This window comes from Bradyrhizobium sp. BR 1433 (assembly GCF_051547665.1).
In the GTDB taxonomy this organism is placed as follows: Bacteria; Pseudomonadota; Alphaproteobacteria; order Rhizobiales; family Xanthobacteraceae; genus Bradyrhizobium; species Bradyrhizobium australafricanum.
The window spans coordinates 4,823,766-4,838,710 of sequence record NZ_JBPUGG010000001.1 but is presented as its reverse complement, the minus strand read 5'-3'; the positions used below and the strand labels follow the sequence as shown (position 1 = coordinate 4,838,710).

At 65.4% G+C, this 14,945-nt stretch carries 13 protein-coding genes and 2 pseudogenes; 6 read left to right on the top strand and 9 right to left on the bottom strand.

Annotation, left to right across the window (positions count from 1 at the left end):
• Positions 1–78: 78 nt before the first annotated feature.
• Both ACSKB9_RS23330 and ACSKB9_RS23325 read right to left on the bottom strand, forming a co-directional pair.
• Positions 79–819: pseudogene (locus tag ACSKB9_RS23330) on the bottom strand (SIMPL domain-containing protein).
• 5 nt (positions 820–824) lie between these two features.
• A complete protein-coding gene (locus ACSKB9_RS23325) occupies positions 825–1,529 on the bottom strand; it encodes a GyrI-like domain-containing protein (protein WP_057020941.1) in 705 nt (234 codons plus the stop codon).
• Between the two features lie 183 nt (positions 1,530–1,712).
• Between ACSKB9_RS23325 and dapF the strand changes: the two genes are divergently transcribed.
• Both dapF and mtaB read left to right on the top strand, forming a co-directional pair.
• Complete coding sequence (gene dapF / locus ACSKB9_RS23320) at positions 1,713–2,600, top strand: diaminopimelate epimerase (protein WP_310883399.1); 888 nt, start codon at positions 1,713–1,715, stop codon at positions 2,598–2,600.
• Between the two features lie 18 nt (positions 2,601–2,618).
• Positions 2,619–3,893 carry a tRNA (N(6)-L-threonylcarbamoyladenosine(37)-C(2))-methylthiotransferase MtaB gene (gene mtaB, locus ACSKB9_RS23315; protein WP_438080360.1) on the top strand — a complete coding sequence of 425 codons (1,275 nt, stop codon included), beginning with the start codon at positions 2,619–2,621 and terminating at the stop codon, positions 3,891–3,893.
• 259 nt (positions 3,894–4,152) lie between these two features.
• Here the strand turns inward: mtaB and ACSKB9_RS23310 are convergent, their stop codons facing one another.
• Together ACSKB9_RS23310 and ACSKB9_RS23305 are read right to left on the bottom strand one after the other, a co-directional pair.
• Entirely contained in the window at positions 4,153–5,292 is a 1,140-nt protein-coding gene (locus tag ACSKB9_RS23310; RefSeq protein WP_438076037.1) for a DUF2336 domain-containing protein, read from the bottom strand.
• 104 nt (positions 5,293–5,396) lie between these two features.
• A pseudogene (locus ACSKB9_RS23305) lies at positions 5,397–6,099 on the bottom strand (RluA family pseudouridine synthase).
• 49 nt (positions 6,100–6,148) lie between these two features.
• On the opposite strand from ACSKB9_RS23305, the gene ftsY reads away from it, so the two are divergent.
• Both ftsY and ACSKB9_RS23295 read left to right on the top strand, forming a co-directional pair.
• On the top strand, positions 6,149–7,096 hold the full coding sequence (gene ftsY / locus ACSKB9_RS23300) for a signal recognition particle-docking protein FtsY (protein ID WP_438076035.1): 948 nt from the start codon (positions 6,149–6,151) through the stop codon (positions 7,094–7,096).
• An 82-nt stretch (positions 7,097–7,178) separates the two neighbouring features.
• Positions 7,179–7,781, top strand: coding sequence for a septation protein A (locus ACSKB9_RS23295; RefSeq protein WP_038384708.1), 603 nt, complete (start codon positions 7,179–7,181; stop codon positions 7,779–7,781).
• Positions 7,782–8,003: 222 nt separating this feature from the next.
• On the opposite strand, the gene ACSKB9_RS23290 is transcribed toward ACSKB9_RS23295, so the two are convergent.
• From ACSKB9_RS23290 to ccmA, 5 genes are all read right to left on the bottom strand, one after another.
• Positions 8,004–8,597, bottom strand: coding sequence for a DsbE family thiol:disulfide interchange protein (locus ACSKB9_RS23290; RefSeq protein ID WP_057020936.1), 594 nt, complete (start codon positions 8,595–8,597; stop codon positions 8,004–8,006).
• Positions 8,594–8,773, bottom strand: a complete 180-nt coding sequence (gene ccmD / locus ACSKB9_RS23285) for a heme exporter protein CcmD (RefSeq protein ID WP_438076032.1) — start codon at positions 8,771–8,773, stop codon at positions 8,594–8,596. The genes ACSKB9_RS23290 and ccmD overlap by 4 nt, the downstream gene beginning before the upstream one ends.
• A gap of 4 nt (positions 8,774–8,777) precedes the next feature.
• A complete protein-coding gene (locus tag ACSKB9_RS23280) occupies positions 8,778–9,566 on the bottom strand; it encodes a heme ABC transporter permease (protein ID WP_438076030.1) in 789 nt (262 codons plus the stop codon).
• A 75-nt stretch (positions 9,567–9,641) separates the two neighbouring features.
• Positions 9,642–10,310, bottom strand: a complete 669-nt coding sequence (ccmB, locus tag ACSKB9_RS23275; RefSeq protein ID WP_057020933.1) for a heme exporter protein CcmB — start codon at positions 10,308–10,310, stop codon at positions 9,642–9,644.
• Complete coding sequence (gene ccmA / locus ACSKB9_RS23270; RefSeq protein ID WP_438076027.1) at positions 10,307–10,909, bottom strand: heme ABC exporter ATP-binding protein CcmA; 603 nt, start codon at positions 10,907–10,909, stop codon at positions 10,307–10,309. The genes ccmB and ccmA overlap by 4 nt, the downstream gene beginning before the upstream one ends.
• 240 nt (positions 10,910–11,149) lie before the next feature.
• Between ccmA and acnA the strand changes: the two genes are divergently transcribed.
• Both acnA and ACSKB9_RS23260 read left to right on the top strand, forming a co-directional pair.
• On the top strand, positions 11,150–13,870 hold the full coding sequence (gene acnA, locus ACSKB9_RS23265; protein WP_253605466.1) for an aconitate hydratase AcnA: 2,721 nt from the start codon (positions 11,150–11,152) through the stop codon (positions 13,868–13,870).
• A gap of 226 nt (positions 13,871–14,096) precedes the next feature.
• Positions 14,097–14,858 (top strand): DUF1223 domain-containing protein, encoded by a 762-nt coding sequence (locus tag ACSKB9_RS23260; protein WP_057020930.1) that lies wholly within the window; start codon positions 14,097–14,099, stop codon positions 14,856–14,858.
• Positions 14,859–14,945: the final 87 nt, after the last annotated feature.

The window sequence follows — 14,945 nt, the reverse complement described above, 5'->3', positions numbered from 1 at the left end:
TTGCAGCGGAGCCTGCGGCTGACCCCCATCCCGACCTTCCCCCTTTCAGGGGGAAGGAGACGAGAGATCTGTAGCCTCTTACTTCTCCTTGATCGCCCAGGAGACGCTGACATTGACCGTCAGCGTTTCCTCGCCTTGCGCCACCGGCGTCGGCGCGGCGAAGCCTGCCGTCGCCATCTTGGGACGGAACACCGGGACCGGCGCCGAGCCGACCTCCGCAATATTCCACGGGTGCGCCGAGCGTGACGCCGGCGGCCTTGGCGTAGATCTCGGCCTTGCGGCGGGCGTCGGCGATCGCCTTTTCGCGCGCGTCGTCGAGCAGCTTCGAGGCCTGCGACACCGAGAAATTGAGCCCGCCGATATCATTGGCGCCGGCGCCGACCAGCACGTCGATGACGCTGGCGACCTTGCTCACATCGTGCAGCCTGATCGTGACGCGATTGCTCGCGTGGTAGCCGACGATGCTGGGCGGGGCGTTCGGCGACGACGGCCCACGATCGGCGAATTGCGGCTGCAGCGACAGCCGCGAGGTCTGAAGTCCTTCTCCGCGATCCCGGCGCCCTTCAGCGCGGCCAGCACCTTGCCCATCGTCACATTGTTGGCTTCGGCGGCTTCGCGTGCGGTCTTGGCGTCGGTGGTGACGCCGGCGTCGAGCTGCGCCTGGTCGGGCGGCGCCGACACGGTCGCCTCGCCGGTGACCGAAATCGCCGGCGGAAAGTCGTCATTCGCCAGTGCGGGCGCAGCCAGCAGCGTGGTCGCGATCAGGGTGGCGGCGAAGGAGAGGCCAACGGGGAGGCCAAGCGGTAGGCGATGGGTCATCTGGCTCACTTCAGGGGTACGTAGACGTTGATCACAAGCTTGTCCTCCGCGGTCTTCAGCGGATCGGTGATGTATTCCTCGATAAAGGTGTCCTTGGCTTCGAGCTTCTTGTCGTCGAGGTGGTTGGTGATCGCCTCATAGGTGTTGTCCATGTTGTCGTAGGAACCGCGATGGACGAACTTCAGCGCCTTGCCGTCGGGCGAATTGCCCATGCTCATGTTTTTGCCGAGGTTCTTGACGTCCTGATCGACCGGGATCTCGGCGATGAAGGTGAAGCCGGTGTCGTCGGTCGAGGTGTAGACGATCATCGGATTGCCCGATGCCTTGACGCCGTCCTTGTCGAGCAGCGCGGTGAGCTGCTTGAACGCCTCGATCAGGGCGTCGAAGGCGGAATCCCAATTGGCCGTGCCCTTCAGCATCACGACCTTTTTCGGCTCCAGCGTGAACGGCTCGCCGAAGGGATCGGCGGTCTGCACCGGGGCTGCCGGCGCCGGCGCCGGGGTCTGCGCTGCGGCCGGGCTGTCGGCCGGCGACTTGGTCTCGGCCGGCGGGGGCACCGGTGTCGCCGACGGTGCAGGGGCAGGGGTCGGGCTCGCTGCGGGAGCGGGCGAGGCTGACGGCGACTGGGCAGGGGCCGGGCTTGCCAGTGCGATCGCGGCCAAGGGCAGCAGCGCGACCAGGGCCGCGCGGAGCGTGTTGATACGGTTCATTGGTTTTTCTCCATCCCCTGCCTCGAACGGCCGCTCGATCTGTCCCGGCGCGCGGTCCGCGAGGTGCGATATTCCTAACACGCAAGTTCTGCATTCGTCCCATGACAGATGTGTCATGGGGCCATTCAGGCTGGCTAACTGGCCACCACTCGCCATATAACCGGGCAGAATTTGGGAAAATCGATGAGCGCGCTCGCCAATCACGCATTCGCCAAGATGAACGGCATCGGCAACGAGATCGTCGTCGTCGACCTGCGCGATTCAGCGGTACAAGGTCGGGCACAGGTGTCGGCAGCGGAGGCGCGCGCCGTGGCTTCGCCGGCGGGCGGCGTGCCCTATGACCAGCTGATGGTGCTGCAGCCGCCGCGGCTCGACGGCACCGAAGCGTTCATCTCGATCTACAACAATGACGGCTCGGAGGCCGGGGCCTGCGGCAACGGCATGCGCTGCGTGGTGCGGCGGATCTTCGAGAAGACCGGCCAGACATCAGCGACGTTCCAGACCCGCGCCGGCCTGCTCAATTGCTGGCAGGGGCCGGCGCCCGATCTCTACACCGTCGACATGGGCGCGCCGAAGTTCGGCTGGCAGGACATTCCGCTGGCTGAGGAATTTCGCGACACCCGCTACATCGAGCTGCAGGTCGGGCCGATCGACAATCCGGTGTTGCATTCGCCCTCGGTGGTCTCGATGGGCAATCCGCATGCGATCTTCTGGGTCGATGACGTCAATGCCTACGATCTCGAACGTTTCGGCCCGCTTTTGGAAAACCACCCGATCTTTCCGGAACGCGCCAACATCACGCTCGCCCATATCGTCGATCGCGACCACATCACGATCCGCACCTGGGAACGCGGCGCCGGCCTCACCAGAGCGTGCGGCTCGGCGGCCTGCGCGACGGCGGTCGCGGCGGCGCGGCTCAAGCGTGCCAATCGCAGCGTCGAGATCACACTGCCCGGCGGCAAGCTCGGCATCGAATGGCGCGAGCGCGACGATCACGTGCTGATGACCGGCACCGCCGATTTCGAATATGAGGGCCGCTTCGATCCGGCGCTGTTCGCCAGCGTTGCTTGATCGGGCGTGAGATCGGTTATGGGCGTCGATGTCGTCACCTTTGGCTGCCGCCTCAACGCATTTGAGTCCGAGGTGATTCGCCGCGAGGCGGAGCAGGCGGGCCTTACCGACACCATCGTCATCAACAGTTGCGCCGTCACCAACGAGGCGGTGGCGCAGGCGCGGCAGTCGATCCGCAAGCTGAAACGCGAACGCCCGCATGCGCGCATCGTCGTCACCGGCTGTGCGGCGCAGACGCAAAGCCGGATGTTCGCCGAGATGGCCGAGGTCGACCGCGTCGTCGGCAATGACGAGAAGATGCGTGGCGACGCCTGGCGGGCCACGCGCGCTGCGTTCGAGGCGCCGTTCGGCATCGATGCGAGCGAGAAGGTCGCGGTCGCCGACATCATGGCGGTGACCGAGATGGCGCCGCATCTGCTCGACGGCTTCGAGCGCGGCCTGCCGCGCGTATTCGTTCAGGTGCAGAATGGCTGCGATCATCGCTGCACCTTCTGCATCATCCCCTACGGCCGCGGCAATTCGCGCTCGGTGCCGATGGGCGCGGTGGTCGATCAGGTCCGTGCGCTGGTCGAGCGCGGCCATGCCGAGATCGTGCTGACCGGCGTCGATCTCACGAGCTATGGCGCCGACCTGCCGGGCGCGCCGAAACTCGGCCAGTTGACCCGGCAGATCCTGCGCCACGTGCCCGAGCTGAAGCGGCTGCGCATCTCGTCGATCGATTCGATCGAAGCGGATCGCGACCTGCTCGATGTCATCGCCGACGATGCGCGACTGATGCCGCATCTGCATCTGTCGTTGCAGTCCGGCGACGACATGATCCTGAAGCGGATGAAGCGCCGGCATTCGCGGAAGGACGCGATCGATTTTTGCGCGCAGGTCCGCCGGCTGCGGCCGGACATCGCTCTCGGCGCCGACATCATCGCGGGCTTCCCGACCGAATCCGAAGAGATGTTTGCGCGCTCGCTCGATCTGGTCGCGGAATGCGATCTCACCTTCCTGCACGTGTTTCCCTATTCGCAGCGCCCGGGAACGCCCGCCGCGCGAATGCCGCAAGTTGCCGGCGGGGCTATCAAGGAGCGCGCCAGGCGGCTGCGCGCGGCCGGCGAAGCCGCGCTGCTGCGCCGGCTTGATGCGGAAGTCGGCGCGACACGCGAGGTGCTGATCGAGAGCGAGCGGCAAGGCCGCACCGAGCATTTCCTGCCGGTCGCGATCGAGAGAGATGCGCCGGGCATGGTGCGCGCGATGACTATCCGCGGCCATGACGGTGCGCGGCTCATTGCATCGGGCCGCTGAGAAAGTTCGCTCCCATTGTTCCCGGCGCAGGCCGGGGCCCCTTACCGCAGATCTCAATTGCTGCGCGACGCTGGGGCCGCGATCTCGCACGGTCACCGAATGCGGTGGTTGATGGGTCCAGGCTTTCGCCAGGACGACGAATGTGGGGAGCCGCGCATGGCGCCTCCGGAGCAGCGGATCACCTGCATTTCGCATGTGATGATACTGAACGAGCTATTTGACAGGTTGAATCTCTACATGCGCATCGTGCATGACGCACTCAGTGCGTGCGCCCGCCCAGCCTTGCCGGCTGCGACGCGCGAACCTGCCAGAACCGCAGCAGGCGATCGGCGTTTTCGCGGGTCAATTTCGTGAACTGGCTCTTCGCATGAGCGAGTTCGACCGGTCCCATGGAGCCGGTGGTATAGCGACATTCCATCACCGCGGCGGCGGTATCCCAACTCAGGCCTGCCGCCCGGCACGGCACCAGCAGGCCTTCACTGCGCAGGCTTTGCATCAGGGAGCGGATCACCTCGATGTTCGACTGCGCAAGATACGCCAGCGCAACGATGGTCTCTTCATATTTTCGCTGCCTGGCGAAACCGAGCAGTGAGGCTTCGTTGAGCTCGCCGTCGTCCTTCAGCTTCGCGACGTGGTGCTTGGCCGCGGTGAAGTCGCGGACTTGCGACATGTCGCGCTCGACGCCGGCGGCGACCGCTGCGATCGCATGCCGGATCTCTTCGAACAGATAGGGCGGGGCGCGTTCCAGCAGACGGCCGCGAACCTCTTCCGTCGCGCGGCGCAGGAGTTGAAGGCGGAGCTCCGACGGCAGGTCCGCGCGAATGCCGGTCTCGACCGCAAGCACCGGATCGTGCTCGGCCTGCGCGAGGATGACGGCAAATCCGCCCGGCGATACTTTGGCGCCGGGATTGGTGACCAGGCGGTGGCTCACGCTCGCAAAGCGACGCGCCAGAAGCGCGTCAGTGACGACCTCCTTCAGCCACCAGCGGCCGGCGACGGCGAGCAGATGCTGCTCGCTCTTGGTCCGTGCGATCTCGACCAAATCGTCCGCGCTGAGCCGCGACGATTCCTGCAGGATCGGCCGCGCGATCCTGATCTCGTCATTGCTGGCGAGACGGCGAATGATCGCGGGCGGTGCCTGGGCGACCGGTGCGAGCTGCTCGCTGATGTCGGTGAGCGCCATCCGGGCGCTGATGTCGGCGAGCGCGCGCAACTCGATGGTCTTCACCAGACGCTCGAGCACGTTGTCGAACAGCTCGATCTGTTCGCTGTTGAACTTGCCGGCGGATGCGAGGAAAAGGCCGGTGACGCGCCTTGCCGTGGCCAGGCATTTATCGGCGGAGCCGGCGCGTATCGCAGCCTCGACCTCGTCGACAATTGCTTGTCCATCATTCAGCATTGCTCGTCCTGAGCCGTCGCGGCGCGCTTTTCTAAGCCGCCTTCAGGACTAGCGGATGGGCCTGAATGTTCCGTAAAGGATAATTCTCCGTAAAATCACGGAGGCTACTGCCCGTTCCAGCCGCAGGCCTTGAGCCGCTCCCGCATGTGTTCGGGTACCGGCGCGACCACATGCACCGGGTCCTTGTTCCTGGAGATCGGGATGCCGATCTCGCGGGAATGCAGATGCAGGATCGGCTCACCGAAGCGCGGACCGTTGCCATAGATATTGTCGCCGACGATCGGCCAGCCCATCGCCGCCGAATGCACCCGCAACTGATGGGTGCGGCCGGTGACCGGCTCCATCGCGAGCCAGGTGAGGCCGTCGCCACGCCCCAGCACCTTCCAGTTGGTGATCGCCTTCTGGCCATTCGGGTCCGGCTTCTGCCACCAGCCGCGCTCGGCGTTGAGCCGGCCGAGCGGCATGTCGATGGTGCCTTCATCCTCGGCAGGGCCGCCCTCGACCACGGTCCAATAGGTCTTCGAGATCTTGCTGTGCTTGAACAACAGCCCGAGCGAGGCGGTTGCCTTGCGGTGACGTCCCAGGACGAGGCAGCCCGAGGTGTCCTTGTCCAGCCGATGCGCCAGCACCGGCGGCCGCGGCAGGCCGAACCGCAGCGCGTTCGAACGAGGCCTCCAGATTGGGGCCGCCCTTGGGACCGCGATGCACCGGCAGGCCGGCCGGCTTGTCGATCACCAGCATCAGCCCGTCGCGGTGGAGCACCCGGCCCAGGATCTCTTCCGCGGTCAATTGGGGAACATCGATCAATTCGTCGAGACTTTCGTTTATGGGCCGAAACGGCTAACACGTCCGCGCCATGAACGATACCACTGCGGGAACTCCAAAACAGAGCTGGTGGCAGCGGCTGAAGGGCGGCCTGAAGCGGACCTCGAGTTCGATCGGGACCGCGGTCGCCGACCTCGTCACCAAGCGCAAACTCGATGCGGCCATGCTCGATGACATCGAGGATGTGCTGCTGCGCGCCGATCTCGGTACCGATGTCGCGGTCCGCATTGCGGAGGCTGTCGGCAAGGGGCGCTACGACAAGGCGATCTCGGCCGACGAGGTCAAGGACGTCGTTGCGACCGAGGTCGAGAAGGTGCTGGCGCCGGTGGCGAAGCCGCTCGAGATCGATGCCGGCAAGCAGCCGTTCGTCATCCTGGTGGTCGGCGTCAACGGCTCCGGCAAGACCACGACGATCGGCAAGCTGGCGGCGAAATTCTCCGCCGAGGGCCGCAAGGTCATGCTGGCCGCCGGCGACACTTTCCGCGCCGCGGCGATCGAGCAGCTCAAGGTCTGGGGCGAGCGCACCAAGTCGCCGGTCATCGCCGGTGCCCAGGGCTCGGATTCGGCGAGCCTTGCCTTCAGCGCGCTGACCGCGGCCAAGGAGCAGCAGCGCGACGTGCTGCTGATCGACACCGCCGGACGCCTGCAGAACAAGTCCGAGCTGATGAACGAATTGGAAAAGGTCGTGCGCGTCATCAGGAAGGTCGATGCGTCAGCGCCGCACGCGGTGCTGCTCGTGCTCGACGCCACGGTGGGACAAAATGCGTTGTCGCAAGTCGAGGCGTTTCATCGTACGGCAGGCGTCACGGGGCTCGTGATGACCAAGCTTGACGGCACGGCGCGCGGCGGCATCCTTGTCGCGCTGTCGGAGAAGCACAAGCTGCCGGTGCATTTCATCGGCGTCGGCGAAGGCGTCGAGGACCTCGCGCCCTTCGCGGCGAAGGATTTTGCCAAGGCAATTGCCGGAATCGAGGCATGACCCCGACCCGAAGGGCCGCGTTAGCGCAAAGTGGACACCGGTTTTCGGATCGGGTCATGCCTCAAATCAAAGTAGAGAGTTGATGGACAAGACCCAGCCGCATCCGCTGTTCAAGCTGGCGACCGAACTCGGGCCGCTGCTCGTGTTCTTTATCGCCAACGCCAAGTACCATCTGTTCGTCGCGACCGGCGCGTTCATGGTGGCGATCGTGGCCGCGATGATCGCATCCTATGTGGTGACCAGGCACGTGCCGATCATGGCGCTGGTGACCGGCGCGATCGTCTTGGTGTTCGGCACGCTGACGCTGGTGCTGCACGACGAGACCTTCATCAAGGTCAAGCCGACCATCATTTACGGGCTGTTCGCGGCCGTGCTCGGCGGCGGGCTCCTGTTCGGCCGGTCCTTCATCGCCATCATGTTCGATCAGGTGTTCAACCTGACGCCGCAGGGCTGGCGCATCCTCACCATGCGCTGGGCGCTGTTCTTCGCCGGCATGGCGGTGCTCAACGAGCTCGTCTGGCGCACGCAGACCACGGATTTCTGGGTGAACTTCAAGGTGTTCGGCGTGACGCCGCTGACCATGATCTTCGCCATAGCCCAGATGCCGCTGACCAAGCGCTATCACCTCGAGCCGGTTTCGCTGGAGGCGAGCGAGGCCGACGCGGGCGACGTGCGGAAGGGGTGATCAGCACTCTGCTCCCTCGCCCCGCTCTCTTGTCCGCCGAAGCCCGCCTTCGGGCGAAGGCGGATGCGGGGAGAGGGTTGGGGTGAGGGGTCTCTCCACGGATAGGCTCGGAGTTTGTTACAAACACCGTCCAAAGTCCCTCACCCGAAATTCCTGCTTCGCGCGAATTTCGACCTCTCCCCGTAAAGGACGGGGAGAGGGAGGGCCAATACGCCGCTGTCGCTAGCTGCCCGCCGCGAGCGCCTTCTCAATCTCGGCCTTGAGCACGCGGTTGACGTTGTCCGGAGTCACCGGGCCGACCAGCTTGTAGACGATGGTGCCCTCGCGCCCGACCAGGAAGGTCTCGGGCACGCCATAGACGCCCCATTCGATCGAGGCGCGGCCGTTGCCGTCGACGCCGACGATGCCGAACGGATTGCCGTAGCGGCCGAGGAAGCGCCGGGCATTCTCGGGCGAGTCCTTGTAGTTGATGCCGATGATCTGGAAGCGCTTGTCCTTGCCGAGCTCGGTCAGCAGCGGCGCCTCGTCGTGACAAGGCACGCACCACGACGCCCAGACGTTGACGACCGAGACCTTGCCCTTGAAGGCGGCGGGATCGAGACCGGGGACCGGCGCACCGTCCCGCACCAGGCCGTCGAGCGCGGGCAGGGCGGTCTGCGGCGCCGGCCGGCCGATCAGCGCCGACGGGATTTTCGAGGGATCGCCGCCATAGAGCCGCAGCAGGAACAGCCCGGCGAGGCCGAGGAAGATCAGCAGCGGCAGCACCACCAGCAGGCGGCGTGCTTGCGGCGGGCTGTTGGTCGCCTGATCGCTCATCCTATATCCGCCGCACTGCGGCCGGAGCGGCGCGTCACGCCGCTGGCCTCGATCTCCCTGAGACGCGCCTGTTGCCGGCGATAGTCGGCGATGATCCAGATGATCAACAGCAGTACGACCGCCGCGACCAGCGCGTAGGACGTCACGATGAAGGAGGCGTAGGGACCAAGCGCCATCGTATCACGCCGCTCCAATTTCGTTTGACGCGGTTGCTTGCGAACCGCCGCCCACCTCGCTCGTGAACGAGACGCGGCTCGCCTGCATCATCTGCAGGCTGCGCACGCGCCGGCGCAGGATCTCGTTGCGCATCGCCGCCAGGTGCAAGGTGATGAACAGCAGCGAGAACGCGATCGCCATCACCAGCAGCGGCCACAGGAACGCCTTGTCGAGCGTCGGCCCGCCGGCGCGAAACACCGAGGCCGGCTGATGCAGCGTGTTCCACCAGTCGACCGAGAACTTGATGATCGGGATGTTGATCGCGCCCACCAGCGTGAGCACCGCCGCCGCCCGCGCCGCACGCGACGGGTCCTCTACCGCGCGCCACAGCGCCATCAGGCCGAGATACATCAGGAACAGGATCAAGACCGAGGTCAGGCGCGCATCCCACTCCCAATAGGTGCCCCACATCGGCCGGCCCCACAGCGAGCCGGTGACGAGCGCAAGGAAGGTGAAGGCGGCGCCGATCGGCGCGGCGGCTTTCGCGGCGACGTCGGCGAGCGGATGCCGCCAAACGAGGGTGCCGAGCGCGGCCACGCTCATGACGCCCCAGACGAACATCGACAGCCACGCATTCGGCACGTGGATGAACATGATCTTCACCGTGGCGCCCTGCTGGTAGTCGTCGGGCGCCGTCGCCGACTGGTAGAGCCCGATCGCGAGCAGGATCGCGGTCACGCCCGCGAGCCACGGCAGGATGCGTGCGGTCAGCGCCAGAAACTTGGTCGGATTGGCGAGGTCGGTCAGCGTCATGGCACCCTGATAATCGTCCGATGTGTCGCAGGCAATCGGCCGATCTCCTCCCGGCGAGATTTGATCGGGCTCATTTCAGTCCAGCCCGTGCCGCAGGCTCGCGGCGGCGGCAAAGGGGCCGATCACGAGGCTGGCAAGTGACAGCGCGCAGAGGATCGAGAACGGTGTTCCAAACGGCAAAGGCCCCGATATCGCCGCCTGCGAGGCCGCAACCCCGAAGATCAGCACCGGGATCGACAGCGGCAGCACCAGCACCGCCAGCAATAGCCCGCCGCGATGCAGCGTCACCGCCAGGGCCGCGCCGATCATGCCGGTGAAGGTCAGCGCCGGTGTTCCCGCCAGCAGCGTCGCCGCGACCGCGAGCGTCGCGGTGCCGTCGAGATTGAGCAGCAGGCCGAGCACCGGGGTTGCGATGATCAGCGGCAGGCCGGCGGCGATCCAGTGCGCCAGTGCCTTGGCGGCGCAGGCGAGTTCCAGCGGCGTCCGGCTCATCACGATGAGGTCGAGCGAGCCGTCCTCGTGGTCGGCCGTGAACAGGCGGTCGAGCGTGAGCAGGCTCGCCAGCAACGCGCCGAGCCAGAGGATGGCGGGCCCGAGCCGCGACAGCAGCGCGAGATCCGGTCCGACCGCGAACGGCATCAGCACCGTGACGGTGAGGAAGAACAGCACGCCGATCAGCGCACCGCCGCCGACGCGCAGCGCGATGCGGATGTCGCGGCGGATCAAGGCGCCAAGCGCGCTCATGCCGCGCCTCCCATCCGCAGATCGCGCGCATCGATGCCGAGCGGCAGATGCGTCGCCGCGACGATCAGGCCGCCCCGTGCGAGATGGTCGCGCATCAGGTCGATGAACAGCGCCTGTCCGGCCGCGTCGAGCGCCGATGTCGGCTCGTCCAGCAGCCACACCGGTCGCCGCACCGAGAGCAGGCGCGCGATCGACAGGCGGCGGCGCTGCCCGGCGGAGAGGTAGGCCGCCGGCAGATGCGCGGCGTGGTCGAGCGCCACGGCGGCAAGGCAGCGGCCGGCGTCCTCGGTCTCGCCGCCGAGGAATTCCCGCCAGAAGGACAGATTTTCCGCAACGCTCAGCGCCGGCTTCAGGGCGTCGCGGTGGCCGAGATAGTGGGCCTGCTCGGACAGGCTGAGCTCGGCGTCGCCGCCTTCGAGCGCGACCACACCCTCGGCGGGAACCAATAGCCCGGCGAGGACGCGCAGCAGCGAGGTCTTGCCGGCACCGTTGGGGCCGGTGATGGCGAGCGCCTGGCCTGACGTGGCCGACAGATCGAGGCCGGAAAACACCTCGCGCCCGCCGCGCACGCATTTCAGATTTCGTCCCGAGAGCCGCATGGTTCGTCTTGTCACAGCCCTCTGAAATCTTTCGCTACCGCGTGAGAATTTTTGGGTCGCGCAACGCTGTCGCACGCTTGTCGGTGTGGCGGTGCTTCTAGAAAGGTTCTATAAGCCCGGAACTTGATGCAGCACACACAATCGGCGGCCGCAACCCACCCCAGGCCATCCCTTGGCCAGTGCCGATCGCCGGTGTTTAGTTACCCTTGCCGGGTATAACTGAGAATTGGGATTCCTCGCATGACCTCGCTCGACAGCTTCAAATGCCGCAAGACCCTGAAGGTCGGCGGCAAGTCCTACGTCTATTACAGCCTGCCCCAGGCAGAGAAGAACGGACTGAAGGGGATTTCGAAGCTGCCGTATTCGATGAAGGTTCTGCTGGAGAACCTGCTGCGCAACGAGGACGGCCGCACCGTCAAGAAGGAAGACATCGTTGCGGTGTCGAAGTGGCTGAAGAAGCGCCAGCTCGAGCACGAAATCGCGTTCCGCCCGGCGCGCGTCCTGATGCAGGATTTCACCGGCGTCCCGGCCGTGGTCGACCTCGCGGCGATGCGCAACGCGATGCAGAACCTCGGCGGCGATGCCGAGAAGATCAACCCGCTGGTGCCGGTCGATCTCGTCATCGACCACTCGGTGATCGTCAACTTCTTCGGTGACAACAAGGCGTTCGCGAAGAACGTCACCGAGGAATACAAGCAGAACCAGGAGCGCTACGAGTTCCTGAAGTGGGGCCAGAAGGCGTTCTCGAACTTCTCGGTGGTGCCGCCCGGCACCGGCATCTGCCATCAGGTCAATCTCGAATATCTCGCGCAGACGGTGTGGACCAAGAAGGAGAAGATGACGGTCGGCCGGAAGACCGGCACCTTCGAGGTCGCCTATCCCGACTCGCTGGTCGGCACCGACTCGCACACCACGATGGTCAACGGCCTCGCCGTGCTCGGCTGGGGCGTCGGCGGCATCGAGGCGGAGGCCTGCATGCTCGGCCAGCCGCTGTCGATGCTGCTGCCAGAAGTGGTCGGCTTCAAGCTCAAGGGCCAGCTCAAGGAAGGCGTGACCGCCACCGACCTCGTGCTGACCGTCACCCAGATGCTGCGCAAGCTCGGCGTGGTCGGCAAGTTCGTCGAGTTCTTCGGCCCGGGCCTCGACTATCTCTCGGTCGCGGACAAGGCGACCATCGGCAACATGGCGCCCGAATATGGCGCGACCTGCGGCTTCTTCCCGGTCGACGCCGCGACCATCGATTACCTGAAGACCTCGGGCCGCAAGGCCGATCGCGTCAAGCTGGTGCAGTCCTACGCCAAGGCGCAGGGCCTGTTCCGTACCGCCAAGTCGACTGACCCGGTGTTCACCACCACGCTGACGCTCGACCTCGGCGACGTCGTACCGTCGATGGCCGGACCGAAGCGGCCCGAAGGCCGCATCGCGCTGCCGGCGGTGTCGACCGGTTTCGCGACCGCGCTGGTCGGCGAATACAAGAAGCCCGAGGGCGAGCAGAAGCGTTATGCGGTCGAGGGCCGTGACTTCGATCTCGGCCATGGCGACGTCGTGATCGCGGCGATCACCTCCTGCACCAACACCTCGAATCCGAGCGTGCTGATCGGTGCCGGCCTGCTGGCGCGCAAGGCGGCCGCCAAGGGCCTCAAGGCCAAGCCGTGGGTGAAGACCTCGCTCGCGCCGGGCAGCCAGGTGGTGGCGGAGTATCTCGCCAATTCTGGCCTGCAGGCCGATCTCGACAAGGTCGGCTTCAACCTCGTCGGCTTCGGCTGCACGACCTGCATCGGCAATTCCGGCCCGCTGCCGGAAGACATCTCGAAGTCAATCAACGAAAACGGCATCGTCGCCGCCGCCGTGCTGTCGGGTAACCGCAACTTCGAAGGCCGCGTCTCGCCCGACGTGCAGGCGAACTACCTCGCCTCGCCGCCGCTCGTCGTCGCGCATGCGCTCGCCGGCACCGTGACCAAGGATCTCGCGGTTGAGCCGCTCGGCATCGGCAAGGACGGCAAGCCGGTGTTCCTCAAGGACATCTGGCCGACCGCCAAGGAGATCAACGCCTTCATGAAGAAGTACGTCACCGCGACGATCTTCAAGAAGAAGTACGCCGACGTGTTCAAGGGCGATACCAACTGGCGCAAGATCAAGACCACGGAAAGCGAGACCTATCGCTGGAACATGAGCTCGACCTATGTGCAGAACCCGCCCTATTTCGAAGGCATGAAGAAGCAGCCCGATCCGGTCACGGACGTAGTCGACGCGCGGATCCTCGCGATGTTCGGCGACAAGATCACCACCGACCACATCTCGCCGGCCGGTTCGATCAAGCTGACCTCGCCCGCCGGCAAGTTCCTCAGCGAGCACCAGGTGCGCCCCGCCGACTTCAACCAGTACGGCACGCGGCGCGGCAACCATGAAGTGATGATGCGCGGCACCTTCGCTAACATCCGCATCAAGAACTTCATGCTGAAGGGCGCGGACGGCAATATTCCGGAAGGCGGTTTGACCAGGCACTGGCCCGACGGCGAGCAGATGTCGATCTACGACGCCGCGATGAAGTACCAGCAGGAGAGCGTGCCGCTGGTGGTGTTCGCCGGCGCCGAATACGGCAACGGCTCGTCGCGCGACTGGGCCGCGAAGGGCACGCGCCTGCTCGGCGTGCGCGCGGTGATCTGCCAGAGCTTCGAGCGCATCCATCGCTCCAACCTGGTCGGCATGGGCGTGCTTCCGCTCACCTTCCAGGACGGCACCTCGTGGTCCTCGCTCGGCCTCAAGGGCGACGAGAAGGTCACGATCCGCGGGCTGCAGGGCGATCTGAAGCCGCGCCAGACGCTGACGGCCGAGATCGTCTCCGCTGACGGCGGCAAAAAGGATGTCCCGCTGCTCTGCCGCATCGATACGCTGGACGAGCTCGACTACTATCGCAACGGCGGCATCCTGCATTATGTGCTGCGCAAACTCGCGGCCTAAGGCCCCTTTGTTTGAGCATGGTCTGTCCGGAAAACCGCTTCACACTTTTCCGGACCATGCTCCAACGCGGATTTGTGATCGGTGCCTCACTGCTTAGTGAGTAGCGGCTAAAAAGAAGGCGGCCTATGAAAAGGCCGCTTTCTCGCGTTTTGGGGCACGCAAGTTCAGGGACAGACTTCATGCTCCGTACAATTACGGATGGAAATCATCACGACTGGTTCGCAGTATGACAGCGATGATGGCCTATAACTGTATCTCGCGATGGTCCAGCGCCCTTGGTATCTGCGCAATCGTCGCGATCATCCGCCCCGCCCACGCCGATCCGCGTGCCGTCGTCGAACTCTTCACCTCGCAGGGATGCTCGTCCTGTCCGCCCGCGGACAAGATCATCGGTGACCTCGCGAAGGACCCCAACGTCATCGCGCTGAGCATGCCGATCGACTATTGGGACTATCTCGGCTGGAAGGACACGCTGGCCGATTCCCGTTTCAGCGCGCGCCAGAAGGCCTATTCGCATGTTCGCGGCGACCGCGACGTCTACACGCCGCAAGCCGTGATCAATGGCTCCGCGCATGTGATCGGCAGCGATCGCGCCAGTATCGAGGACGCCATCAAGGACACCGAAAGGAGCGGCAGCGTGATGTCGGTGCCCGTGACGATGACGCTGAGCGGCAAGCAGATCAACGTGTCGGTCGCCGCATCGAAGTCGCCGGCCGTGTCGCGCGGCGAGGTCTGGATCTGCTCGATCTCGAAGTCGGTGCCGATCTCGATCGCGCGCGGCGAGAACCGCGGCCGCGAGATCACCTACCACAACGTCGTGCGCAATCTCCTCAAGGTCGGTGACTGGAACGGTTCGTCCGGGAGCTGGACCGTGCCGCTGGAGAACATCACGCGTGACGGTGTCGATGCTGCGGCGGTGTACGTCCAGGACGGCAACCGCGACAAGCCGGGCCCGATGCTCGGCGCTGCCTTCACCTCACTTCACTAGCGCCTCGCTGCGGTAAGGCGCGATGCGCTGGCTTCCGCCGGTCGCACGCATGTTTTCGTGCAGCCGCATGGCGACAAACCTGCATTC